This is a genomic window from Streptomyces sp. NPDC033178, from assembly GCF_055577685.1.
On the sequence record NZ_JBVIPT010000003.1, the window covers coordinates 373,053 to 396,971 of the forward strand.

Annotated in this window: 18 protein-coding genes and 1 pseudogene; 10 read left to right on the forward strand and 9 right to left on the reverse strand. The window is 70.1% G+C overall.

Translation table 11 applies throughout. The features are described 5' to 3' along the window. Nucleotides 1-12 precede the first annotated feature (12 nt). Genes tal through ACZ5VQ_RS08985 form a run of 6 tightly spaced genes read left to right on the forward strand, consistent with a single transcriptional unit; the run spans nt 13 to nt 6,986 of the window. Nucleotides 13-1,155: a transaldolase gene (gene tal / locus ACZ5VQ_RS08960; RefSeq protein WP_469104307.1), complete on the forward strand. Its 1,143-nt coding sequence runs from the start codon at nt 13-15 to the stop codon at nt 1,153-1,155. Further along, entirely contained in the window at nt 1,152-2,855 is a 1,704-nt protein-coding gene (gene zwf / locus ACZ5VQ_RS08965; protein WP_469104308.1) for a glucose-6-phosphate dehydrogenase, read from the forward strand. The genes tal and zwf overlap by 4 nt, the downstream gene beginning before the upstream one ends. Further along, a complete protein-coding gene (gene opcA / locus ACZ5VQ_RS08970) occupies nt 2,852-3,787 on the forward strand; it encodes a glucose-6-phosphate dehydrogenase assembly protein OpcA (protein ID WP_469104309.1) in 936 nt (311 codons plus the stop codon). The genes zwf and opcA overlap by 4 nt, the downstream gene beginning before the upstream one ends. Further along, nucleotides 3,780-5,486: a glucose-6-phosphate isomerase gene (gene pgi / locus ACZ5VQ_RS08975; RefSeq protein ID WP_469104310.1), complete on the forward strand. Its 1,707-nt coding sequence runs from the start codon at nt 3,780-3,782 to the stop codon at nt 5,484-5,486. The genes opcA and pgi overlap by 8 nt, the downstream gene beginning before the upstream one ends. A 15-nt stretch (nt 5,487-5,501) precedes the next feature. After that, entirely contained in the window at nt 5,502-6,380 is an 879-nt protein-coding gene (gene gnd, locus ACZ5VQ_RS08980; protein WP_469104582.1) for a phosphogluconate dehydrogenase (NAD(+)-dependent, decarboxylating), read from the forward strand. A gap of 12 nt (nt 6,381-6,392) precedes the next feature. Then, nucleotides 6,393-6,986, forward strand: a complete 594-nt coding sequence (locus ACZ5VQ_RS08985; RefSeq protein WP_469104311.1) for a histidine phosphatase family protein — start codon at nt 6,393-6,395, stop codon at nt 6,984-6,986. A gap of 219 nt (nt 6,987-7,205) precedes the next feature. On the opposite strand, the gene ACZ5VQ_RS08990 is transcribed toward ACZ5VQ_RS08985, so the two are convergent. The 4 genes from ACZ5VQ_RS08990 to ACZ5VQ_RS09005 form a co-directional block, all read right to left on the reverse strand. Beyond that, nucleotides 7,206-8,168: a hypothetical protein gene (locus ACZ5VQ_RS08990; RefSeq protein ID WP_469104312.1), complete on the reverse strand. Its 963-nt coding sequence runs from the start codon at nt 8,166-8,168 to the stop codon at nt 7,206-7,208. An 11-nt stretch (nt 8,169-8,179) separates the two neighbouring features. Then, nucleotides 8,180-9,661 carry an APC family permease gene (locus ACZ5VQ_RS08995; protein WP_469104313.1) on the reverse strand — a complete coding sequence of 494 codons (1,482 nt, stop codon included), beginning with the start codon at nt 9,659-9,661 and terminating at the stop codon, nt 8,180-8,182. Between the two features lie 298 nt (nt 9,662-9,959). Continuing rightward, nucleotides 9,960-11,756: a bifunctional sugar phosphate isomerase/epimerase/4-hydroxyphenylpyruvate dioxygenase family protein gene (locus ACZ5VQ_RS09000; protein WP_469104314.1), complete on the reverse strand. Its 1,797-nt coding sequence runs from the start codon at nt 11,754-11,756 to the stop codon at nt 9,960-9,962. A 137-nt stretch (nt 11,757-11,893) separates the two neighbouring features. Then, entirely contained in the window at nt 11,894-12,778 is an 885-nt protein-coding gene (locus ACZ5VQ_RS09005; protein WP_469104583.1) for a shikimate dehydrogenase, read from the reverse strand. A 165-nt stretch (nt 12,779-12,943) separates the two neighbouring features. Here ACZ5VQ_RS09005 and ACZ5VQ_RS09010 point away from each other — a divergent pair, with 165 nt between their 5' ends. Both ACZ5VQ_RS09010 and ACZ5VQ_RS09015 read left to right on the forward strand, forming a co-directional pair. Further along, nucleotides 12,944-13,609: a TetR/AcrR family transcriptional regulator gene (locus ACZ5VQ_RS09010; RefSeq protein ID WP_469104315.1), complete on the forward strand. Its 666-nt coding sequence runs from the start codon at nt 12,944-12,946 to the stop codon at nt 13,607-13,609. Nucleotides 13,610-13,647: 38 nt separating this feature from the next. Next, a pseudogene (locus ACZ5VQ_RS09015) lies at nt 13,648-13,872 on the forward strand (MFS transporter); the annotation flags it as partial. 71 nt (nt 13,873-13,943) lie between these two features. Here ACZ5VQ_RS09015 and ACZ5VQ_RS09020 read toward each other — a convergent pair. The 5 genes from ACZ5VQ_RS09020 to ACZ5VQ_RS09040 form a co-directional block, all read right to left on the reverse strand. Further along, nucleotides 13,944-15,785: a hypothetical protein gene (locus ACZ5VQ_RS09020; protein WP_469104316.1), complete on the reverse strand. Its 1,842-nt coding sequence runs from the start codon at nt 15,783-15,785 to the stop codon at nt 13,944-13,946. A 5-nt stretch (nt 15,786-15,790) separates the two neighbouring features. Continuing rightward, nucleotides 15,791-16,678 (reverse strand): carbohydrate ABC transporter permease, encoded by an 888-nt coding sequence (locus ACZ5VQ_RS09025; protein WP_359721770.1) that lies wholly within the window; start codon nt 16,676-16,678, stop codon nt 15,791-15,793. A 32-nt stretch (nt 16,679-16,710) separates the two neighbouring features. Beyond that, nucleotides 16,711-17,688, reverse strand: a complete 978-nt coding sequence (locus ACZ5VQ_RS09030) for a carbohydrate ABC transporter permease (RefSeq protein ID WP_469104317.1) — start codon at nt 17,686-17,688, stop codon at nt 16,711-16,713. Between the two features lie 143 nt (nt 17,689-17,831). Then, the gene (locus ACZ5VQ_RS09035; protein ID WP_200394812.1) at nt 17,832-19,163 is read right to left on the reverse strand and encodes an ABC transporter substrate-binding protein; all 1,332 of its coding nucleotides are present in this window, start codon (nt 19,161-19,163) and stop codon (nt 17,832-17,834) included. 267 nt (nt 19,164-19,430) lie between these two features. After that, entirely contained in the window at nt 19,431-20,552 is a 1,122-nt protein-coding gene (locus ACZ5VQ_RS09040; RefSeq protein ID WP_469104318.1) for an ROK family protein, read from the reverse strand. 256 nt (nt 20,553-20,808) lie between these two features. Here ACZ5VQ_RS09040 and ACZ5VQ_RS09045 point away from each other — a divergent pair, with 256 nt between their 5' ends. After that, a complete protein-coding gene (locus ACZ5VQ_RS09045; RefSeq protein WP_469104319.1) occupies nt 20,809-21,750 on the forward strand; it encodes an N-acetylglucosamine kinase in 942 nt (313 codons plus the stop codon). Nucleotides 21,751-21,961: 211 nt separating this feature from the next. Further along, on the forward strand, nt 21,962-23,878 hold the full coding sequence (locus ACZ5VQ_RS09050) for a phosphatase PAP2 family protein (RefSeq protein WP_469104320.1): 1,917 nt from the start codon (nt 21,962-21,964) through the stop codon (nt 23,876-23,878). Nucleotides 23,879-23,919: the final 41 nt, after the last annotated feature.

Genomic DNA, 23,919 nt, shown 5'->3' on the forward strand with positions numbered 1-23,919 from the left:
GCACGAAGGAAGATGATCACTGTGACCGAAGCAACCGCAACCGCGGAAACCCTCAGGAACCTCTCCGCCGAAGGCGTCTCCATCTGGCTGGACGACCTGTCCCGCAAGCGGATCGCGTCCGGCAACCTCGCCGAACTCATCGAGACCAGGCACGTGGTGGGCGTCACCACCAACCCCTCCATCTTCCAGGCCGCGATCGGCTCGGGCGAGGGCTACGAGGAGCAGCTGGCCGACCTCGCCACACGCGGCGTGACGGTCGACGAGGCCGTACGGATGATGACCACGGCCGACGTCCGCGCCGCCGCCGACATCCTGCGTCCGGTGTACGACGCGACCGGCGGCCGGGACGGCCGGGTCTCCATCGAGGTCGACCCGCGCCTCGCCCACGACACGACGGCGACGGTCGCCGAGGCCAAGCAGCTCGCCTGGCTGGTCGACCGCCCGAACGTGATGATCAAGATCCCGGCGACGAAGGCCGGTCTCCCCGCGATCACCGAGGTCATCGGCCGCGGCATCAGCGTCAACGTCACGCTGATCTTCTCGCTGGAGCGCTACCGCGAGGTGATGGACGCCTACCTGGCCGGTCTGGAGAAGGCGCGGGCCGCGGGCCTCGACCTCTCCGCCATCCACTCCGTGGCCTCCTTCTTCGTCTCCCGCGTCGACAGCGAGATCGACAAGCGGCTGGCGAAGGCCGGCACGGACGAGGCCCTCGCGCTCAAGGGCAGGGCGGCACTCGCCAACGCGCGGCTCGCGTACGAGGCGTACGAGGACGTCTTCTCCTCGGACCGCTGGACCGCCCTCGGCGGGAGCGCCAACAAGCAGCGTCCGCTGTGGGCCTCGACCGGCGTCAAGGACCCGGCCTACAAGGACACGCTGTACGTCGACGAGCTGGTCGCGCCCGGCACGGTCAACACCATGCCGGAGGCCACGCTCAACGCCACCGCCGACCACGGCGAGATCCGCGGCGACACGGTGACCGGCGGCTACGCCCAGGCCCGCGCCGACCTGGAGGCCGTCGAGAAGCAGGGCATCCCGTACGACGAGGTCGTACGGCAGCTGGAGGACGAGGGCGTCGCCAAGTTCGAGGCCGCCTGGGGCGAGCTGCTCGACGCGGTCGCCGTCTCACTGAGCCGCAAGGGAGTTGACGGGGAATGAGCGACAAGCTTCCCGAGGGAACCTCGGCGAAGGCATCCGAAGCGGCACCGGCCGCAGGAGCGAAGACCGGGGCCGCCGCGGCCGAAGCGGCCGGTACGACGCCGGACGCCTCCGCCCCCGCCCCCGCCCCCGCCGACCTCACGCCCGAGTCCCTCGCCCATGCGCTGGATCTCGCGTCCGACTGGGACAACCCCCTGCGCCACCCCGGCGACCGTCGTCTCCCGAAGATCGCCGGCCCGTCCGGTCTCGTCATCTTCGGTGTCACCGGCGACCTGGCCCGCAAGAAGCTGATGCCGGCCGTCTACGACCTGGCCAACCGAGGGCTGCTCCCGCCGGGCTTCTCCCTCGTCGGCTTCGCCCGGCGCGACTGGGAGGACGAGGACTTCGCCCAGATCGTCCACGACTCGGTGCGCGAACACGCCCGTACGGAGTTCCGCGAGGAGGTCTGGCAGCAGCTCGCCGAGGGCATGCGGTTCATCCCGGGCGACTTCGGTGACGACCAGGCGTTCAAGCAACTGCGCGCGGCCGTCGAGGAGTTGGACGCCTCCCGGGGCACCAGCGGCAACTACGCCTTCTACCTCTCCGTACCGCCGAAGTTCTTCCCGAAGGTCGTCAAGCAGCTCAAGAAGCACGGGCTGGCCGACGCCCCGGCGGGTTCCTGGCGGCGCGCGGTGATCGAGAAGCCGTTCGGCCACAACCTCAAGAGCGCCCGTGAGCTGAACAAGGTCCTGCACGACGTGTTCGATCCGGAGCAGGTCTTCCGGATCGACCACTACCTCGGCAAGGAGACCGTCCAGAACATCCTGGCGCTCCGCTTCGCCAACCAGATGTACGAGCCCGTCTGGAACCGGTCGTACGTGGATCACGTACAGATCACGATGGCCGAGGACATCGGCATCGGCGGCCGCGCGGGCTACTACGACGGCATCGGCTCGGCCCGTGACGTCATCCAGAACCACCTGCTCCAGCTCATGGCGCTGACCGCGATGGAGGAGCCCATCGCCTTCGACGCGGACTCGCTGCTCACCGAGAAGCTCAAGGTCCTCAAGTCGGTGCGGCTGCCGGAGAACCTGGGCGAGCACACCGTGCGCGGGCAGTACGCGGAGGGCTGGCAGGGCGGCGCCAAGGTGCCCGGCTACCTCGAAGAGGAGGGCATCGACCCCGCGTCGAAGACCGACACGTACGCGGCCGTCAAGCTGGAGGTCGACAACCGCCGCTGGGCGGGCGTCCCCTTCTATCTGCGGACCGGCAAGCGGCTCGGCCGGCGGGTCACCGAGATCGCGGTCGTCTTCCAGCGCGCCCCGCACTCCCCGTTCGACTCCACCGCCACGGAGGAGCTCGGCGCCAACGCCATCGTCTTCCGTGTCCAGCCGGACGAGGGCATGACGGTGCGCTTCGGATCGAAGGTGCCGGGTACGTCGATGGAGATCCGGGACGTGTCCATGGACTTCGCCTACGGCGAGTCGTTCACGGAGTCCAGCCCGGAGGCGTACGAACGGCTGATCCTGGATGTCCTGCTCGGCGACGCCAATCTCTTCCCCCGTCACCAGGAGGTGGAAGAGTCCTGGAAGATCCTCGATCCGATCGAGGAGTACTGGGACAAGTACGGCAGGCCCGCGCAGTACGCCTCGGGCAGCTGGGGTCCCGGGGAAGCCGACGAGATGCTCGCACGAGACGGACGGAGCTGGCGCAGGCCATGAAGATCGACCTGACCGATACCACGGCAAGCAAGATCAACAAGGCCCTAGTGGAGGGCCGCCGCGCCATCGGCACGCCTGCCGTGGGCATGGTCCTGACGATGGTCATCGTCACGGACGAGGAGAACGCATACGACTCGATCAAGGCGGCCGAGGAGGCCTCGCACGAGCACCCCTCGCGCACCCTGGTCGTCATCAAGCGGCACGTCCGCACCCCGCGCGACCGCACCAACTCGCACCTCGACGCCGACGTCCGGGTGGGCGCCGACGCCGGCACCGGCGAGACGGTCGTGCTGCGGCTGTACGGGGAGGTGTCCGAGCACGCCGACTCGGTCGTCCTGCCACTGTTGCTGCCGGACGCGCCGGTCGTCGTGTGGTGGCCGGTGGACGCTCCCGAGGTCCCGGCCAAGGACCCGCTGGGCGCCCTCGCCCAGCGCCGGATCACCGACATGTACGCGGTCGAGACGCCGCTCGCGGCCCTGGAGGCCCGTGCCGCCTCGTACGCACCGGGCGACACCGACCTGGCCTGGACCCGGCTGACCCCGTGGCGTTCCATGCTCGCGGCCGCCCTGGACCAGGCCCGTACGAAGGTCACCTCGGCCGCCGTGGAGAGCGAGGCCGAGAACCCGAGCGCCGAACTGCTGGCCCGCTGGCTGGAGGCCCGCCTCCAGGTCCCGGTCGAGCGGGTCGTGACCGCGGGGCCCGTCGTCACCGCCGTCCGGCTCGGCACCAAGGGCGGCGAGATCGTCATCGACCGCCCCGAGGGCCCCCTCGCGACGCTGTCGCTGCCGGGCCAGCCCTCGCGCACCCTCGCGCTCAAGGTCCGCAGCACCTCCGAGCTGATCGCCGAGGAGCTGCGGCGCCTGGACGCGGACGAGATGTACGCCGTCGCCCTGCGCGGTGACGACTCCGCAAGGGAGGAGAGCCGTGCCTGACACACCTCCGTCCGAGCCTCGGACGCCCAGGCTCACCCGCCGCCCCGAGTGGACGGCCCTGGAGGACCACCGCGCGGGACCACTCCTCCATCCGCAGCTGCGTGAACTGTTCGCGACGGACCCGGAGCGCGCCGAGCGCTACACCGTGCGCGTCGGTGACCTGCGCATCGACTACTCCAAGCACCTGATCACCGACGAGACGCTCGCGCTGCTCCAGGAACTCGCCACCGCCACCGACGTGTTCGGGCTGCGGGACGCGATGTTCCGCGGCGAGAGGATCAACGTCACCGAGGGGCGGGCCGTGCTGCACACCGCGCTGCGCGCCCCGCTCGACGCGGTCGTCGAGGTCGGCGGCGAGAACGTCGTGCCGAAGGTGCACGCCGTGCTCGACAAGATGGCCGACTTCGCCGAACAGGTCCGCTCCGGCAAGTGGACCGGCCACACCGGCAGGCGCATCCGCAACGTCGTCAACATCGGCATCGGCGGCTCGGACCTGGGCCCGGCGATGGCGTACGAGGCCCTGCGCGCCTTCACCGACCGCGAGCTGACGGTCCGCTTCGTGTCGAACGTGGACGGGGCCGACCTGCACGAGGCGGTGCGGGACCTGGATCCGGCGGAGACGCTGTTCGTCGTCGCCTCGAAGACCTTCACCACCATCGAGACGATCACCAACGCGACCTCGGCGCGGTCCTGGCTGCTGGCCGGTCTAGGCGGCGCGTCCGGCGGCGCGTCCGACGCCGGCTCCGACGCCGGCTCCGACGCCGTCGCCAAGCACTTCGTGGCGTTGTCCACGAACGTCGAGAAGGTCTCGGACTTCGGTATCGACACGGCCAACATGTTCGAGTTCTGGGACTGGGTCGGCGGCCGCTACTCGTTCGACTCGGCGATCGGTCTGTCGCTGATGATCGCGATCGGCCCGGACCGCTTCCGGGAGATGCTGGACGGGTTCAGGACCGTCGACGAACACTTCCGTACGGCTCCCGCCGAGGCCAACGCGCCTTTGCTGCTCGGCCTGCTGGGTGTCTGGTACGGAGACTTCTTCGGCGCCCAGTCGCACGCGGTGCTGCCGTACTCGCACTACCTGTCCAAGTTCACCGCGTACTTGCAGCAGCTCGACATGGAGTCCAACGGCAAGTCCGTCGACCGCGAGGGACACCCCGTCGAGTGGCAGACCGGGCCCGTCGTGTGGGGCACGCCGGGCACCAACGGCCAGCACGCGTACTACCAGTTGCTCCACCAGGGTACGAAGACGATCCCGGCCGACCTGATCGGCTTCGTCAACCCGGTCGACGATCTGGGTGCCGAACTCGCCGCCCAGCACGACCTGTTGATGGCCAACCTCTTCGCCCAGGGTCAGGCCCTCGCGTTCGGCAGGACCGCCGACGAGGTGCGCGCGGAGGGGGTGCCCGAGGAGCAGGTCCCGCACCGCACGTTCCGCGGCAACCACCCGACGACCACCGTCCTGGCCGCCGAGTTGACCCCCTCGGTCCTCGGCCAGCTGATCGCCCTCTACGAGCACAAGGTGTTCGTCCAGGGCGCCATCTGGAACATCGACTCCTTCGACCAGTGGGGCGTCGAGCTCGGCAAGGTCCTCGCCAAGCGTGTCGAACCCGCCCTCACCGAGGGTGCCGACGTCCCCGGTCTCGATCCCTCCACCGCCGCCCTCGTGGCCACGTACCGCACTCTGCGAAAGAAGTGAACTGACATGACTGCGATGCAGCTCGGGCTCATCGGCCTCGGCAAGATGGGCGGCAACATGCGCGAGCGGATTCGCCGCGCGGGCCACACCGTGATCGGCTACGACCGCAATCCGGACCTCTCCGACGTCAGCAGCCTGACCGAACTGGTCGGCAAGCTCGAAGGCCCGCGCGTGGTCTGGGTGATGGTCCCGGCCGGGGCCCCCACCCAGGGCGTCATCGACGAGCTCGGGGACCTGCTGGAGCCGGGCGACACCGTCGTCGACGGCGGCAACTCCCGCTGGACGGACGACGAGAAGCACGCCGGGGAGCTGGCGGCCAAGGGCATCGGCTTCGTCGACGCCGGTGTCTCGGGCGGCGTCTGGGGCCTGCAGAACGGCTACGCCCTGATGGTCGGCGGCGACGCCGAGAACATCGCCAAGGTCCAGCCGATCTTCGACGCCCTCAAGCCGGAGGGCGACGCCGGGTTCGTCCACGCGGGCAAGGTGGGCGCCGGCCACTTCTCGAAGATGGTCCACAACGGCATCGAGTACGCCATGATGCAGGCCTATGCCGAGGGCTGGGAGCTCCTCGAAGCGGTGCACTCCGTGACGGACGTGCGCGAGGTGTTCCGCTCCTGGCAGGAGGGCACGGTCATCCGTTCCTGGCTGCTCGACCTGGCGGTCAACGCGCTGGACGAGGACGAGCACCTGCAGCAGCTCCGCGGTTACGCGGAGGACTCCGGCGAGGGCCGCTGGACCGTCGAGGCGGCCATCGACAACGCCGTGCCGCTGCCCGCCATCACGGCCTCCCTCTTCGCGCGGTTCTCGTCCCGGCAGGACGACTCCCCGCAGATGAAGATGGTCGCGGCGCTGCGCAACCAGTTCGGCGGCCACGCCGTCGAGTCCGCGAAGTAGGAGTCAGTGGTCATGGGCGACCTCCTTCTCGTCCGGCACGGTGAGACCGAGTGGAGCAGGTCGGGCCGGCACACCAGCTGGACCGATCTGCCCCTCACCCAGCGCGGTGAGGAACAGGCCAAGTCCCTCGTCCCGCTGTTCGCCGGGCGGCACTTCGCACTCGTGCTCACCAGTCCGCTCGGGCGGGCGATACGGACCGCGGAGCTGGCGGGGCTGACCGGGGCGGTGTCCGATCCGGACATGCACGAGTGGGACTACGGGGCGTACGAAGGTATCGCCACCGTCGACATCCACCGGACTCGTCCCGACTGGTATCTGTGGAACGACGGGGTGCCGGCGGGGCCGGACGGGCATCCGGGCGAATCCCCTGCCGAGGTGGGTGAGCGGGCGGATCGAGTTCTGGCCCGGGCGGAGAAGTCGCTCGGGGATGGTGACGTGGTGCTTGTCGCGCACGCCCACTTCCTGCGTGTCCTGACCGCTCGGCGCCTCGGTCTTTCCGCCGCGGACGGGCGCCTGTTCCAGCTCGGAACCGGCACGCTGAGTCGGCTCTCGACGGAGCACGACCGTCCGGTCATCAGCGAGTGGAACACCCTTCCGCCGGGGTAGTTTTCCTCGCCCCCGCCGCCCCTACCCGTCCCGTCCCTGGGGGCTGCGCCCCCAGACCCCCCTTTCGGCCTGAACGGCCTCGTCCTCAAACGCCGGACGGGCTGAAGTTGTCGGCCCGGGCTGCGGAAAATCCAGCCCCTCCGGCGTTTGAGGAGCGGGGGTTCGGGGGCTGGCCCCCGAAAGGGACGGGAATGGGTAGGGGCGGCGGGGGCGAAAGATTCACGCTCGGTGCTTCGGGTTGTTGTGCCACCGGATGATCTGCTTCTCCGGGTCGCCCGTGTACGACCACGGCGTGCGCGTGGCGCGCCGGCCGAGGAGGCGGAACAGCGAGGCGGTGATGTCCGGCACCCCGGCGTAACAGGCGGCATGCGTGAGGTGGTTGAGCTGGTGGACTTCCCCCGGCTCGACGGGAGCGTCGGAGCGCCCCGTGATCCACCGCTGCCAGGTACGCCGCACATCACTGACGGCCCCGTCATGGTTCCAGTGCTGACTGACCCCGGTCAGGGACCCCTGCTGCCCCTTCGCCCCCTCCAGGATGTACCGGTACTCCTCCACCCGGGCGAACTGCACGAGAACCGGCAGCGCACACCCCGGCGGAGCCACACCGGCCGCGTCCCGGGCGAAGTCGTACATCACGCCGTGCGTACCGTGCCAGCGCGCCGAGTAGTAGTGCAGCACCTGGAGATGCCCCTCCACGCTGTACGGATCGCGCGCGTGCAACTCGTCCCACCAGCGCCCCAGTTCCTGCCGGCGCACCCCGGTGGGATAGAGCCGCGCGACGGCGATGAGCGAGATCCAGGGGGTGGGGTCGTCGACGTACGCCTCGGCGGCCTGGAGGCAGGCCATGACCGCGCCGTCGACGCGGTTGAGGTCGATGGGGACACCCCGGCCCGCGGCGATCGCCAGGTTGAAGGCCCGTGCCGTCTCGGTGGCGGCCCGCAGCACCAGCGCGTCGCCGCTGTGGGGTTCGGCGGCCAGCCAGGACTCGGCCGTCGAGGTGCTCGCGCAGGCCTGTGCGAGCAGCCGCATCCGGTGGCCCCTCGCGAGCCACGCGGGGCCGGTGGTGCGCAGCAGCTCCCGCAGGCCCTGCCAGCGGCCGATGACGATGTCCTGTTTGGCGGAGGTGAGGGGCGCGTCCCCGCAGTCGGGGTCGAATTCGGGCTTGAAGCGGTCTCTCACCATCGGGGCCCCTCTCAGAAGTCGGTGGGGAGACCCTCGTGGACGCGGGAACGTTCCGCCTCCGCGGCGGTGTAGCTGTCGGGGATGTAGTCGGTCTCGACGACGTCGCTGGCGTCGAGGTTCGCCGGCCGGTAGTAGTCGCTGCCCTGGCGCCAGTACCAGAGCATGGGGACGAGTCCGACGGCCAGTCCGCCGATGCCGATGGCGATCGAGGCGTTGCTCAGGTCGCTCAGCGACTCGATGAAGATCCAGAACATGAACAGGGCGCCGAGGAACGGCCACAGTCCGCCGAAGAGGAAGTTGGACGTCGACTTCAGCAGCATCTTGCGGTAGGCGACGACGACCGCGAGACCCGCGAGGCCGTAGTAGACGGCGATCTGGAGGCCGATCGCGGCGATGGCGTTCTCCAGGATGTCGCCTACGCTGCCGAGGGCGTTGGACGCCACGAGCATCAGCAGTGCCACGGTGCCGACCACGGTGATGGCGACGTACGGGGTGTTCCAGGTGCGGTGCACCTTGCCCAGGGCGCTGGGCATCGTGTGGTCGCGGCCCATCGCGAACAGCGAGCGCGTGACCTGGATGAGCGTGGTCTCCAGGGTGGCGATGGTGGACAGCATCACGGAGACGATCAGCAGCTTGCCGCCCCAGCCCGGCCAGATCTCCTCGCCCAGCACCGCGAGGACGTTGGCGTCGTTCTCCTGGATCTGCTGCGAGGAGAGGATGACGTTCACCGCGATGGTGAAGGCCTCAAAGAGGAGGAAGACGATGCCCACGCCGATCAGACCGGCGAGGCCCGTGGTGCGCCGGCTGTCCTTGGTCTCCTCGCTGAGGTTGGAGGTGACGTCCCAGCCCCAGTAGTAGAAGGCGGCGATGAGGGCACCGGACGCGAAGCCGCTCACCCCGTCGAAGTGGCTGAAGCCGAGCCAGGACCAGTCGAAGGGCCGGGCGTTGTCGGTGTGGAGCACGGCGCCGACCGCGAAGAGGGCCAGGATGGCGAGCTCGACACCGGACATGATCAGCTGGGCGCGGACGGTGAGCCGGGCGCCGCCCAGCACGACGAGCAGCATGGCGACGAACCAGGCCGCGCCGACCAGGGTGGCCAGGGCCGTGTTGTCCGCGAGCCCCTCGTCGAAGAGGGACAGCGTCATCGAACCGGCGGGCAGCGAACCGGCGACCATGAAGATGGTGGCCGAGACGACCAGCGCCCAGCCGCTGATGAAGCCGAGGAAGGGGTGGAGCGTGCGGCCGACCCAGGAGTAGCTGGCGCCCGCGTTGGTGTCGATGCGGCTGAGATAGCTGAAGGCCAGGGCTATGCCCAGCATGGGTATCGCGCAGTACAACAGCGCGGCGGGGCTGGCCAGGCCCACCGCGCCGACGAGGACCGCGGTGGTCGCGGCGAGCGAGTACGCCGGTGCACTGCCGGCGACCGCCATCACAACCGTGTCGAACGTGCCGAGGACATTGGCCTGGAGCCCTCTGCCCCTGTTGTTGCCCATGGATGCGCTGCTTTCCGTCCTGCACGAGTGCGTGCGGGCATGCCCGACCGCGCCAGGTGAAAGTGGGAGATGTGGCCGATTCCGTGCAGCCGTGCTGGTGGTCGGCGGACGGTCGCTCCGTAGTGGAGTGATGATAGCGGCGGGTCTTGAGGTTTCAATGTCAACCCGTGGGTAATGTCCGCCTGCTTGCATACCGCCGAGGCTCGGTGCTAGCGCATGCCGCAGGCCGGGCCCGTGCGATCGGGCCCGGCCTGGCGGAGGTTGAGAATCCGGTGAGAGAAAGTCCCCCGGTGTGGAGTCAGCGCACCGGCCGCCGTACGTGCTGGGCGGCCAGCCGTACCGGGGCGTTCTGCGCGCCGTAGCCGCGGTGGCCCGCGTCGCGCTGGACGAGCTCGAAGAAGACGCGGCCGATCGTCTCCGTGTAGCAGTGCCGGAAGGCGCCGTCCGCGTCCCGGTCGTAGAGGATGCCGAGTTCGCGGTACGCCTCCAGCTCGCCGTCGGCCAACTCGTACTTGGCCGCGAGGTCGTCGTAGTAGTTCGCGGGAATCGGCAGCAGGCGGCCGCCCGCGTCCCGGAACCGACGGGCCGCGGTGACGATGTCGTCGGTCGCGAGGGCGATGTGCTGGGCGCGGCCGCCCTCGTCGGCGCTCGGGGCCGCACCGACACCGAGGGCGATCCGCACAGTGCCGTCGGCGTTGGTGACGGCACGGCTGCGCAGGAGTCCGTACGGGTCGGCGACGTCCACGCTCTCCTGCGCACCGAGGCCGAGGACGCTGTGATGGAAGAGGGCCGCTTCGTCGAACTGGTGCCAGGGCTGGGTGAGGGCCAGGTGGTCGATGCGGTGTACGCCCCCGGCGACGGGCGACTTGTGCGCTACGGGCTCGAAGTCGCCGGTCCAGCTGGGCAGATCAGGGCGGTCCGTGGCGCAGAAGAAGAGTTCCGTGCCGTCGGGTGCGGCGACCGCGTCCAGCGGGGCGTCCTCCGGGGCGCGTCGGCGCGGCAGGACGGGAGCGAGCAGGGCCTCGGCACGCCGGGCCGCACCCGCCGGATCCGGGGACTCCAGACCGACGGCGGCCAGCTGGGTACCGTCCCGTCGCGCGGCCGGGCCCGTGTTGAGCAGCAGCCGGGCCTCGCCCTGCTGCCACAGGTCGACCGGCTTGCTGCGGTGCCGGGCGGTGCGGGCGAAGCCGAGCGCTTCGAGGATCTCCGACAGTGGTTCGACGTCGGGGGTGACCAGTTCGGCGAAGGCGATGCCGGTCGGTACGACGGGGGCGGGCGGTTCGGTGAGGCCGACGCTCTCCTGGAGCACGAGCAGCGAACGCAGCGCGTCGACAGCGGTGGGCCCGGCCTCCGCCTGCCGGAACACGTCGTTGAACACCTCCAGCGAGAGCGGCCCTTCGTATCCGGCACGCATCACATGCCCGACGAGCCCGGCGACGTCGAAGCCGCCCTGTCCGGGGAAGCAGCGGTAGTGACGGCTCCACTGCAGCACGTCCATCGCCATCAGCGGCGCGTCGGCCAGCTGCAGGAAGAAGATCTTCTCCCCGGGGATGTCCTCGATGCCCTTGGGGTCGGACCCGCGGGCCAGGATGTGAAAACTGTCCAGGCACGTCCCGAGCGCGGGATGGCCGGCGGCCTCGACGATGCGCCAGGCATGGTCGTACGTACTGACGTACCGCCCCCACGCCAGCGCCTCGTACGCGACCCGGATGCCGAACCCCTCGGCCAGTTCGGCGAGCCGCCGCAGCTGGAACGCGGCCAGCGCGTCGTCGTCCTCGGCGAGCGGCGACACGCTGGAGCACACGAGCACGGTGTCGGCCCCGAGCCGCTGCATCAGCCGGAACTTGTGCTCGGCCCGCCGCAGATTCCGCCCGAACTCCTCCGCCGGCACCGCCTCGATGTCCCGCATCGGCTGGTAGAGATCGATGCTCAGCCCGAGATCGGCACAGCGGGCCCGTACTTCCTCGGGTGTGAGAGGGCTGGCGAGCAGGTCGTTCTCGAAGATCTCGACGCCGTCGAAGCCCGCCCGCGCCGCGGCCGTGAGCTTCTCGGTAAGGGCCCCACTGAGAGAGACGGTGGCAATGGACGTACGCATGGCGAGCTCCTTCGGTGCTGAACGTCTGTGAACGAGTCGACGACAGGTGCCCCTTCAGGGGCGCGGGGAACTGCGCGGCCGGCCCACGACAACCCGCGCCCGCCCCACACCCCGAGCCCCCCACCTCCAGGGCACCCTCAACCCCGTGCCCCGGCGGCACCCGCGGCCCCGGCCAACTCCGCGATATCCGCCAACATCCGCGAAGCGTCCGGCTCCCGCCCCGTGAACAGCCGAAACGCATCCGCGGCCTGAAAAACAGCCATCCCCCCGCCGTCGAGCACCGCACACCCCACCCCCCGGGCGGCCCGCAGCAACTCCGTCTCCAACGGCCGGTACACGACCTCGGCCACCCACAACGCGGGATGCAGCAACTCACCGGGGAGCGGCAGCCCTGGATGCGCGGCCATCCCCGTCGGCGTGGCATGCACGATGCCGTCCGCACCACCGAGCAGCACCGCCAGCCGCTCCGGGCCCGCGGCAGTGGCCCGCCCCGCACCGAAGTGCCGGTTCAGCGAGGCGGCAAGGTCGGCCGACCGGTCCGGCAGGGCGTCCACGACGGTGACGTGCCCGGCCCCGAGCGTGAGCATGGCGTGCGCGACGGCCGCCCCGGCTCCCCCCGCGCCCAACTGCACGACCCGCTCCAGCGGAGCGTCCGGCAGCCCACGGGCGAACGAGGCGGCGAAGCCGGTGACATCGGTGTTGTGCCCGACCGCACGCCCGCCGTCGAACACGACGGTGTTCACCGCACCGAGCGCCTCGGCCTGCGGCGCGAGCGCGTCCAGATGCTCGATGACGAGCTGCTTGCAGGGGTGCGTGATGTTCAGCCCGTCGAAGCCCAGGTCGCGGGCGGCGCGCACCAGGTCTCCCACCGCCTCCGGCCCGACGCCGAGCGTGTCGATGTCGATCAGCCGGTACAGATAGCGCAGGCCCTGCCGGTCGGCCTCCCGCTCGTGCAGTGCCGGGCTGAGCGACGGGCCGATCCCGGCACCGATCAGTCCGACGAGATACGAGTCCTTGACCAGGGCGACCACGACGGACCTCCAGAGCGGCTCACTAATGTACGAACTAGTACGTTAGCTATACCAGCATCCGCGAGCCACGGGAAGGCCCGGCCGACAACCCGGAACCGCGTACGGGAGCCTGCTTCTAGAATCTCGGGCACACGCCCCTCGCCCGAAGGAAGCCCGATGACCAGCGTCGAAGAACCGGCACGACCAAACGGGCGCATCCGTGACGCCGCCCGCACCCAGGCCGAGATCCTCGACGTCGCCACGCACGAGTTCGCTAGGGCCGGCTACGACGGGGCCAGGGTCGACGAGATCGCCGCCCGCACCCGGACCACGAAGCGGATGATCTACTACTACTTCGGCGGCAAGGACCAGCTCTTCACCGCCGTACTGGAGCGCGCGTACAGCGTCATCCGCGAGGCCGAGCAGGGGCTCGACGTGGAGCACCTGGACCCGGTCGCGGCGATCCGGCGGCTGGCCGAGCTGACCTTCGACCACCACGAGGCGCACCCCGACTTCATCCGCCTGGTCAGCATCGAGAACATCCACGGGGCCGAGCACATCGCCGCCTCCGAGAAGCTCGGCAAGATCGGCTCGCCCGCCCTGGACGTGATCCGCCGCATCCTGGAGTCGGGGCAGGAGTCGGGCCTCTTCACGGCCGACGTGGACGCCGTCGACCTGCACGCGATGATCAGTTCGTTCTGCTTCTTCCGGGTCGCCAACCGGAACACGTTCGGGGCCCTGTTCGGCCGCGACCTGGTCGACCCCGCCCAGCGCGAGCACTACCGGAACATGCTGGGCGACATGGTCATCGCCTATCTGACGGCGGACCGCTCGACGAACTGAGGGCGCGGCGCGGCGCGGGCGGGACGCGGGCAGGGCACACGCAGATCGGCTTCGCGATCGCCGGTTTCGCGGTGACCTTCGCCGCGCAGATCGCGGGCCCGGACGGCGACGACTGGGGGTCGGTGGCCCTGTTCACCGCCGCGCTGTGCGTCCCGCCGGTGATCGCCGCGCTCACGGCCCGCGAAACGCACAAGGTGCCGACGGAACGCCTCGGCAAGCGGGCCCTCCAGGAGTCACCGGGCAGGGAGCCGGTGTCGGCCTGAGATCCCTCCGGAATGCCCGAGCCCCCGGCAGCAACAGCTGTCCGGGGGCTCGGGCACATCCACCGAGGAGGTCAGGTCCCCGCGGGAGTCAAAGAGAGCCGCGGCTCGCCGCGCTCGTCCGCTTCGCCGAGCACCGCGCTGAAGGAGTCCGTACGCAACACCAGCCCCTCCTCCGCCCACTCGCAGACGACGGTCAGCGGCTCGGCAGCCGGTTCCCCGTACCGCACGGCGAAGACGTCGAGCCCCTCCGGCGCATCCGGCGCGGGCCCAGCCTCCAGGGCGGTCGTGGTCCGTACGTGCCGCCACCCGGCGTCGGGGTCACCGTACCCACGCGGATCGGCGGCCAACGCGAACGCGGCCTGCTGCTGGGTGACTTCGGCGCGGGCGTCGAAGGAGTCCGGGCTGCCCTGCGGGGGATGCGTCAGACGCAGCTCGCCGACGGCCGCGACGAGCGGAAAGTCGCCCACGCGGCGGAACCGGTCGCCGTCCGCGGCGACATACGGCATCCCGGCGAGCAAGTACCGCTCCCCGTCGAGCCGTTCGACGACCACGGTGGTCCACAGCCGCGTGCCGTCCGTGACGTACAGCGACTGAAGATGACGCAGGACATGGTCGCGTCCGACGACGGGCTTGCTCACGAGCTTGGCCGCGAGCCCGCCGACGCGCACGTCCGCCACCCGCACCGCACCCATCGGGCGGCACAGCAGGAAGTCGTCCGTCACGGGCCCGAACCCGTGCTGCCGGTTGACGGCGGCGGCCACGAGCGCCGTGCCGCCCACCTCGATCACGGAGGGAGTCATCCGGTCGTCGAACGACACCGTGACGGTGCCGGACCGCAGTTGGTGGCGGGCGGGCTCCGTGCCCGGCGTGCGGTGCCAGCTCGTGGTGTCCTGGATCTGCCAGACGAGCATGTACGCGAAGTGCCCGTCCACGCCTCCGTCGGCCCCGACCGCGTGCCGGGCCCAGCGCGTGTCGCCGGCGTAGCGGCCGATGTCGGCGCCGATGCGATGGCCGAAGTACCGCAGCCCGAGGACGGATTCGAAGGCGGAGTGCTGCTCGCTGTAGCGCGGCCCGCCGATGTCGAAGCCGCTCCCGCAGAGCCGCGCGTCGATGTACCGGGCGAGCGTGTCGCCGTCCTCCGCGAAGACCTCCTCCCCGCTGACCCGGTGGGCCTGGGCGAGGAAGGAGAGGGAGATCGGCCCGTAGTTGTTGTCGTAGGCGCCGCCGTGCTCCGGAGGCAGGGGCGCGCCCCGGTCCCGTACACGCCGGGCGCGGATCTCGTCGGCGTACAGCCGCAGGGCGCGCTGCCGGACCGACTCGCCTTCCTCCGGCGGGAGATGGCGGGCGAGCATCAGTCCGCCGACCACGCACCCGATGGCCTGGTTCGCCGCGTCCTGCGGGTTGAAGACCGTGGCCTCGGTGAGCCAGCGCCAGTAGCCGCCCGCCACGCCCAGGAGTTCGCGGTACTGCTCCTCCTCGACGAGACCGTCCGCCGCGTCGAGGACGTTGACGGCCTGGAGCAGCGCCCACACCGTGCTCGGCCAGTCGCCGATGGGGTGGGCGCCCGCCTCCAGTACGTAACGGGCGTACGGCAGACCGGAGTTGCGTGCCGTCAGGTTCGGGTAGCCGGGGTTGTCCTCGGTGTAGACGCGCGAGCCCAGATGGAAGGCGAGGCTGCGGCGGACCGCCTCGGGCAGCCGCGGGTCCTTGGTGCGGTGCCAGGCGAGGGCGAGCAGGGACGTGATGCCGAGCGAGGTGTCGCCGATGTCGTCGCCGGCGGCCGGGTTCTCCAGGTTGCCCTCGGGTGTGAGGCGGGCCAGGGCCGTCTCGGCGACGGCGGCCAGCACGGCGTCGTACGCGGCCGGGTCGTCGGGGAGGTGGTGCAACTGGCCGCGCTGGTGGGGAAGATGCACGGAATTCAGCCCTTCATGCCCGAGGTCGCCAAGCCTTCTACCAGCCTCTTCTGGAAGATGAGGAAGCAGATGAGCGTGGGCAGGAGGGCAAGGGTCGACATGGCGAACATCGCACCGTAGGAGGAGCCGCTCGTCTGGTCCATGAACAGGGTCAGGCCGAGGGGGACGGTGAACTTGTCGTTCTGCTGGAGGTAGACGAGCTGGTGGAGGAAGTCGTCGTACGTCCAGATGAAGGTGAAGATCGTGGTGGTGATCAGGGCCGGCTTCATCAGCGGCAGGATGATCTTCCAGTAGATCTGGAAGGGGTTGGCGCCGTCCATCATGGCCGCGTGGTCGAGCTCGCGCGGGATGGAGCGGATGAACTGGACCATCAGGAAGATGAAGAAGGCGTCCACCGCGAGGAACTTCGGCACGATCAGCGGCAGATAGGTGTTGATCCAGGTCAGGTTGTAGAAGATCGTGTACTGCGGGATCAGCACGGCCTGGGTGGGCAGCATGAGTGTGCCGAGCATCAGGCCGAACCAGATCTTCTTGCCGCGGAACTCGAAGCGCGCGAAGGCGTAGGCGGCCAGCGAGCAGGAGATCACGTTTCCGATCACCGCGCCGATCGTGACGATCAGCGAGTTGGTGATGTAGAGGGAGAAGGAGTTGCCTGAGCCGCTCCAGCCCTCGGAGTAGTTCTCCGGGCGCACCGAGCTCGGGATGAGACCCGGCTGGGTGAAGATGTGGGTGTCGGGCTTGAACGAACTGCTCAGCATCCACAGCAGCGGGTAGAGCATGACGATCGCCACGCCGATGAGCACGGTGTGGATGAAGATGCGGCGCGATCCGGTGGCCGAACGCAGTTTCTGCAACGGCGACTTCGGGGCGTGGGCCGAGGTGATGGCGGACATGGCTGAAGGACTCCTCGCTCAGACTTCAGGCGTTAGTCGTCGTAATGGACCCAGTAGCGGCTGGCGATGAAGTTGACCGCCGTGAAGCCTGCGATGACCAGGAACAGCACCCAGGCGAGTGCCGAGGCATATCCCATCTGGAGGTCGGTGAAGCCCTTCTTGTACAGGTAGAGGGAGTACAGCATGGTCGAGTTGAGCGGTCCGCCGGAGCCGTTGCTGATGACGAAGGCGGGGGTGAACGTCTTGAACGCGTCGATGATCTGCAGGACCACGTTGAAGAAGACGATCGGGGTCAGCAGCGGCAGGGTGATCCTGAAGAACCGGGTGATGGGCGAGGCGCCGTCGATCGCGGCCGCCTCGTACACGTCCTTCGGCAGTTGCTTCAGACCGGCGAGGAAGATGACCATCGGGGTGCCGAACTGCCAGACGGCCAGCAGGATCAGCGTGTAGAGCGCGGTGTCGGGGCTGGAGATCCAGTCCTGGCCCTTGATGCCGAACCAGCCGAGGAAGTCGTTGAACAGACCGTCGCCGCCGAAGACCTGCCGCCACACGATCGCGATCGCGACCGCCCCGCCGAGCAGCGACGGCAGATAGAAGGCGGCCCGGTACAGGCCGATGCCCTTCAGGTCGCGGTTGAGCAGCATGGCCACGCCGAGCGCGAGCGCCAGCTTCAGCGGCACCGACACGACCACGTACAGCAGCGTGGCGTGCACCGAGTCCCAGAAGACCGGGTCGTCGGTGAACATCTTGTTGTAGTTGTCCATCCCGACCCACTGCGCCGGAGTCAGCAGGTCGAAGTTGGTGAAGGACAGATACAGCGAGTCCAGCATCGGGTAGATCGTCAGGCCGAACAGGCCGATGAACCAGGGGGCCAGGAAGGCGTACGGCCACCAGCCCCCGCCCCGCCGTCTGGCGAGGCGGCGGCGCATACGGTCGCGCTCCCGCTGGTCGGACGGGGTCGCGGGAGCGGGCTGCTCCTTCACGACCTCGTCTGTCTTCGCGGTGGTCATACTCATCTCCCTGGCCCTCTCCCGGTCTTGCGGTGGTGCGGCGCCCCGTCAGGGGCGCGGGGCTGTGACATATGCGACTCCGCCGCGTGGGCGCGACCAGCCACATACGGCCCGCAGCCGAAATATCGCGCCCCAGCGGAGCGTCAGCCGCCCAGGATCCCCGACGCCTGGTCGAAGAACTCCCCGAGCTGACCCTTGATCGACTTCTTGCCGAAGGCCACCGCGAGGTTCGACTGGAACAGCAGGTCCCAGATCTGGTCGGCCCCCTGCGGCGGCGGCACCGGCGCGGGCAGGGCGTTGGTCGCCTTCCCCACTCGCTGGGAGATGTAGTCGGCGTTCTCCATGTTCAGCTTGTCGGTCGGGGTCAGGCCCGAGGCGATCAGGTTGCGGGCCTTCTCCGTCGGCGGGATGCCGCGCAGCAGCTGCATGTCCTTGATCGCCGTCTCGTCCTGCGCGAAGAACGACATGATCTTGACGGAGTCGGCGACCTTCTTGCTGGCCTTGGTGGCACTCAGCAGCACACCGCCGTTGACGAAGTTGCCTTCGCGGGCGCCGGACCAGTCGCCCTGCGGGGTGGGCAGGAAGTCCAGCTGCGCGTCGGTGATGGAGCCGCCCGCGCCGTAGATGCCGGAGTCGAAGCTGAACAGGGCCTTGCCGATGACGACCGCGTTCTTGGTGAGGTCGTTGTGCGCGGCCGAGGTGATGGCCGGCGGCGGGGAGGCGTTGGCCTTGCGCATGTCGGCCCAGAACTCCCACCACTCCTGGAGCGTGGCGGGGGTGAAGCCGAGCTTCTTGCCGTCGTCGGAGAAGAACGTCTCACCCTTCTCGCGGGCGAAGACCTCGAAGCACTGGAGGGTGGAGCCGCCGCCGTCGTCGACGCCGTAGATCTTGCCGCCGCTCTTCTTGTAGACGTCCTGGGAGATCTTCTTCAGGTCGGCCCAGGTCCACTCGCGGTCCGGCAGCTTGAGGCCGAGCTTCTCCAGGCCGGTGCGGTTGACCGTGAGCTGATTGACGCCGATGCCGGACGGGACGCCGTACAGCTTGCCGTCGACGGTGCCTGCGGCGAGGAGCGTCTTGGAGAAGCCGGTGAGGTCCAGGGACTTGCCGACGTAGGAGTCGATCGGAGCAAGGACTCCCTTGCGGGCGTACTGCGCGACCAGGGCGGTGTCCATCTGCAACAGGTCCGGGGCGCTGCCGCCGGCGATGTTGGTGTTGAACTTGTCGAAGTACCCGTCGTAGCCGGAGTAGGTCTCCCGGATCTTGATCTTCGAGTTCTTCTTCTGGAAGGCGGCCAGCGCCTTCTTGTAGGCCGCGTGCCGGTCGTCGCTGCCCCACCAAATCATGGTCAGGTCGCTGCTGGTGCTGCCGGCTCCGGTTCCTCCGCTGCAGGCGCTCAGCGCGCTGCCGAGCGCGCCGGCGACGGCGATACCACTCGTGGTCCGGAGCAGAGTTCTGCGCGAGATCTGGTGACCCACCGGGTCCTCCTGGATGTGCGTGACGGATCCCCTGGCCGAACGAGCGGCTCGGGTCTTTTCCCTGGAGTACGCGTTCCTGCGCTCGGCCTCGCCCGGCCGCTGCGCACTGACGGATGGGGGTCCCCGGCCACTGAGGGCCGCAGTCGTACGAGCGCGCCCTCGTACGACTGCCGTACGTCACGTACGGCGGGACGCCTCATCCAGAGCCGGGTCCCACCGGCTATGGAAAGCGCTTGTCCGGACATTGGCAGACCTACACGTAAGCCGTCAATGCTTCGCCCCCGTACCACCGGTCACGGTTTGACGTCCACGGGCCACGGCGAGACGGCTCGCGCCCACCACCGTGCCGCTGTCGCCGACCGTGCTGCTGACCACCTCCGTGGGCCAGCTCAGCCGGCCCAGTTCGGCCCGTACACCGGGCAGGAGCTGCGGAAACGCGCCGGTGCCACCGCCCAGCACGATCAGTCCCGGGTCCAGTACGGCGGCCACGGCGGCGGCGAGCCGGCCCACCTCGGCCGCGTGCAGAGCGACCACGGCGCGGGCCGTCGCATGGCCCTCCTCGGCGAGCGCGAAGAGCCGTTCCGCGGTACGGGGACACGGGCCGTCGGCGCCCTGCCAGGCCGCCGCGGCCCGGCGCAGGAGGGACGGTGAACCTATGCGCTCCTCCAGGGCCTCGTGCCGCGGTTCCCGGCCGTCGTCCCAGGGGTACGGCAGCCGGGCCACCTCACCCGCGGCGCCGTTCGCCCCGCGCAGCACCTGGCCGCCGATGACGACGCCGAGGCCGATGCCCACCCCGATCCGCAGATAGCCGAAGGTGTCGCGGCCCCGGGCGGCCCCCTCGTGCAGCTCGGCGAGCGCGGCACAGTTGACGTTGTTCTCCAGGTGCACGGGGACACCCGGTGGCAGCGCGACGGCCACGGCGTCGAAGATCGGGCCCGCCTTCTCGGTCGCGGGACGCATTCCGGCGCCCTCCCGGTCCTGTGCGGTGACGTCGCCGACGGCGACGACGATGGCGCGCAGCGGGACTCCGACCGGCAGCGTGTCGAGGACCTTGCGTACGGTGTCGGCGGCCTCCGGCCGGGTGCCGGTGCCCTCGGCCAGCAGCGTTCCGTCCAGGGCGCAGCCCCGCACCCGGGTCTGGGCGGGGCCGAGGTCGACGGCCAGCACGGTGCCGGCGGCCGGCCCGAGTCCGTAGACCGCGGCGGAACGGCCGGTGCCGCCGGAGACGGTGCCGGAATGGGTGGCGAGTTCGGCGGTCTCCAGCTCGGCCACGGCCGAGGAGACGGTCGGCTTGGACAGGCGCGCGCCCGCCGCCAGCTGGGGGCGGGTGGCGGTGCCCGCCTCGGCCAGCACGGCGAACACCGCGCGGGCACTCTCACTCAGGTTCATGGGCTCCCTCAGGTCATGCCGCGGCGATCCGGTCGCAATGGTTGTACGGCACCGGGATTCCGTACCTCTTGACGCACCCTACTTCGTTAGTTAACTTCCTAACGAACTCAAGCGGTACACGCCTGCCGCGCTCATCAGAAGCCCGTCCCGGGGCTTCCCGAGAACTCGTCCGAAGACACGATCGCTCGTGCCAAGACACGGTTCGCCCGCCGTTCGCTCCGCATGCGCGGTATCGCGCAACGACGAAAGAGGCTCCGTGCAGGACTCCACGCCCATCGCCGTCGGCATCGACGTGGGCGGCACGAAGACGCATCTGCGTGCGGAGGCCGGGGGAAACCCCGGCCCCGGGCAAAGTGCGGTCGCCGATGACGTGCGTACGAGCATCGCCGATCACGTGCGTATGAGCAGGGGATGGCGGCCCCACGATCCCGTGTCCGCCGCCGCGTGGCTGGCCGCACTGATCGACGAGGCGCTGCCCCAGGACGCGCGCCCGGCCGCGGTGGCCGTCGGCGGGCACGCCTGCGAGACACCTCGCCAGTGCGAGGAGATCCGCTCCGCGCTCCACACTCTTCTCGGTGTCCCCTGCCTCGTCGTGGGAGACGCCGAACTCCTCGTACCCGCCGCCGGTCTGGACAAGGGGGTCGGCCTCGTCGCCGGCACCGGTTCGGTAGCGGTGGGACGACTGCCCGGCGGCGACACCGTCCAGGTCGGCGGCTGGGGCGCGGTGCTCGGCGACGAGGGCGGCTCGGCCGGTCTCGTGCGCGAGGCCGCGCGGGCCCTCTGGGCGGCACACGACCGCGGCGATCCGCCGGACGCCCTCGCGGCCCGGCTGACCGCCGCCTTCGACGTTCCCGAAGTCCCCGCCCTGGGTGCGGCGCTGGAGAGCGCGACCCAGCCGTCCGCCGAGTGGGGTCGGCACGCGCCCAGTGTGTTCGCGGCGGCCGAGGACGGTTCGCCGCTCGCCCGTCGGGTGATCGCCGAGGGCGGCCGCGCGCTGGCATCGCTCGTCGTACGGCTCGCCGGGCGCGGGGTTCCCGTGGACGACGTGGTGGTGGCGGGCAGCACGGTGCTCGTCCAGCCCGCGCTGTACGAGGCGTTCACCGAGGCACTTGCCGAAGCGCTGCCGTCGGCGCGGCCCCGGCCGTTGCGCGTACCGCCGGTGGAGGGCGCCGTGGCGCTGGCCAGGTCGCTCCGGTGAGTCGGCCCGGGCCGATCTGTTTCCCGGACCGTTGAGTTGACCGCTCCAGGGTGCGTCCACGCGTTCAACTCCCGTTCAGCGGTCCGGGTTCAGCTCATGTGATCAGTTCGAGTTCATTGCTTGCGCGTTCATTGCTTGCGTGTTCATCGCTTTCGCGTTCATTGCTTTCGTTCATTCATCCCGTTGTGACTCCAGAAGGAGAGGCACCTTCATGCCCGGTGCGCACCCCCGTCCCCCTCGTGGCAGATCCGGTTTCGACCGGCGTGTGTTCCTGCGGACCTCCGTGGGTGTCTCGGCCGGACTGGTCGCGGGCCCCGCCGTGGTGGCCTGGCCCGCCGCCACGGCCTCGGCCGCCACGAACGCGTCCGCCGCCTTCGTGGACTCGTACACCACGAACGTCATCGGCAACCTCACGTCCGAGACCAACGCGGCCGTGCACATCCTCGACGGCTTCGCGCGCATCTGGAAGACGGGCGCCGCCTGGAACACCGGCACGCCGCTGATGCCCGAGGTCCTGCGCGCCAACGTGCGGTACAGCGTGCGCGTCACCCGGCGCCGCACGGACGCCGAGGCCAGGACGGCGTTCATCCAGGACCGCCAGCACCAGAGTTACGCGGTGATCGCCGGCCTGGGCCCGCTCGCCGGCCTCTACAGGAGCGGGGCGAAGGCCGTCACCGGGATCACCTCGGCTCCGGACGGCATCCCGGCGGGCAGGATCAACGACACGATCCCGGCCGACGCGCCCGCGGGCTCCGCGCTGGGTGCCGGTTCCCACACCTCGGACCTGGGCAAGGTCGCCGAGCTGGTCGACACGGTGCGCGGCCCGTTCGCGTCGAGCAATCCCTCCAAGCTCGCCTACCAGTACCCGCGTCCGTGGCGCATGAACGAGGACAGCGAGGTCGTCGACACCGGGAGGACCGACGAACTGGGCTACCCCGTCTACGAATCCGACGTCGTGGTCGTCCCGCAGCTGCTGAGGCAGCGCGGCACCGACCCGGCCGACGACGGAGGCTTCTCCAGCGGCCACACGAACGCCTTCTACCTCGCGGCGCTGGCCATGGCGTACGCGGTCCCCGAGCGGTTCCAGGAGCTGGTGGCCCGCGCCTCCGAGCTCGCCCACACCCGCATCGTGGCGGGCATGCACAACTCCGTGGACGTGATCGGCGGCCGGGTCCTCGCCACGGCCCTCGCGGCGGCGGCGCTCGCCGACCCGAAGAACGCCGGCCTCAAGGCCGCGGCCCGCGCCCAGGCCTCCGCGTACTTCCAGGAGAAGACGGGCACGAGCGCGGACACGTTGTACGCGTACGCGCACTCGGCGGGCCCGGACACCGACCCGTACGCGGACCGGTCGGCCAACTGGGCAGCGGTCGAGCCCCGGTTGACGTACATCCTGCCCAAGCGGCACTCGCACGACCGCATGACCGTGCCGAAGGGAGCGGAGGTCCAGCTGGAGACGCGTCTGCCGTACCTCACGGCGGCCCAGCGGCGCGAGGTGCTGCGGACGACCGCGCTGCCCGCCGGTTACGTCCTGCTGGACGGCTTCGAGCAGTGGGGGCGGCTCAACCTCTTCGCCGCCGCCGACGGGTACGGGGCCTTCGACACGGATGTGCGCGTCACGCTGGACGGTTCGGCCGGTGGTTTCGGTGCCGCCGACACCTGGCGCAACGACATCGGCGGCCGGGGCGCGCTCGTCAAGCGCGGCAGCGGCACGCTGACGCTCACCGGCGACAACGAGTACTCCGGCGGCAGCACGGTGGAGGAGGGTGTCCTCGCGACCGGTTCGGCGGACGCGCTCGGCCGTGGTGACGTGCGGGTGAAGGGCGGGACGCTGCGGGCGACTTCGCCGCTTCGTGTTCGGGGGGTGTACACCCAGTCGTCCGGCACGGTCCTCGACGTGACGCTCGACGGAGACCGGGTACCGGCGCTGAAGGTGGGTGGTCGTGTGCTGCTCGACCGGGGCAGTCGGCTTGCCGTTCGGCTGGACGGCGCCTACCGGCCGCGGCGGGGCGCCGTTCTTCCCGTGATCGAGAGCCGGGTGCTGCAGGGGCGCTTCGGGAGCGTCACCGTGGACGGGGTCCGCGCCGAGCAGGTGTTCACTGGGCGCGGGTTGTCCGTACGGGTCGTCTGACCGCTTCGCGAGCGCCTGTGCGCTCCGCGACGGCGTGGTGA

What these genes read in the sequence shown, in the direction of transcription:
- tal (WP_469104307.1), top strand. Translation starts at nt 13, where the DNA reads ATGATCACTGTGACCGAAGCAACCGCAACCGCGGAAACCCTCAGGAAC.
- zwf (WP_469104308.1), top strand. Translation starts at nt 1,152, where the DNA reads ATGAGCGACAAGCTTCCCGAGGGAACCTCGGCGAAGGCATCCGAAGCG.
- opcA (WP_469104309.1), top strand. Translation starts at nt 2,852, where the DNA reads ATGAAGATCGACCTGACCGATACCACGGCAAGCAAGATCAACAAGGCC.
- gnd (WP_469104582.1), top strand. Translation starts at nt 5,502, where the DNA reads ATGCAGCTCGGGCTCATCGGCCTCGGCAAGATGGGCGGCAACATGCGC.
- ACZ5VQ_RS08985 (WP_469104311.1), top strand. Translation starts at nt 6,393, where the DNA reads ATGGGCGACCTCCTTCTCGTCCGGCACGGTGAGACCGAGTGGAGCAGG.
- ACZ5VQ_RS08990 (WP_469104312.1), bottom strand. Translation starts at nt 8,168, where the DNA reads ATGGTGAGAGACCGCTTCAAGCCCGAATTCGACCCCGACTGCGGGGAC.
- ACZ5VQ_RS08995 (WP_469104313.1), bottom strand. Translation starts at nt 9,661, where the DNA reads ATGGGCAACAACAGGGGCAGAGGGCTCCAGGCCAATGTCCTCGGCACG.
- ACZ5VQ_RS09000 (WP_469104314.1), bottom strand. Translation starts at nt 11,756, where the DNA reads ATGCGTACGTCCATTGCCACCGTCTCTCTCAGTGGGGCCCTTACCGAG.
- ACZ5VQ_RS09010 (WP_469104315.1), top strand. Translation starts at nt 12,944, where the DNA reads ATGACCAGCGTCGAAGAACCGGCACGACCAAACGGGCGCATCCGTGAC.
- ACZ5VQ_RS09025 (WP_359721770.1), bottom strand. Translation starts at nt 16,678, where the DNA reads ATGTCCGCCATCACCTCGGCCCACGCCCCGAAGTCGCCGTTGCAGAAA.
- ACZ5VQ_RS09030 (WP_469104317.1), bottom strand. Translation starts at nt 17,688, where the DNA reads ATGACCACCGCGAAGACAGACGAGGTCGTGAAGGAGCAGCCCGCTCCC.
- ACZ5VQ_RS09040 (WP_469104318.1), bottom strand. Translation starts at nt 20,552, where the DNA reads ATGAACCTGAGTGAGAGTGCCCGCGCGGTGTTCGCCGTGCTGGCCGAG.
- ACZ5VQ_RS09050 (WP_469104320.1), top strand. Translation starts at nt 21,962, where the DNA reads ATGCCCGGTGCGCACCCCCGTCCCCCTCGTGGCAGATCCGGTTTCGAC.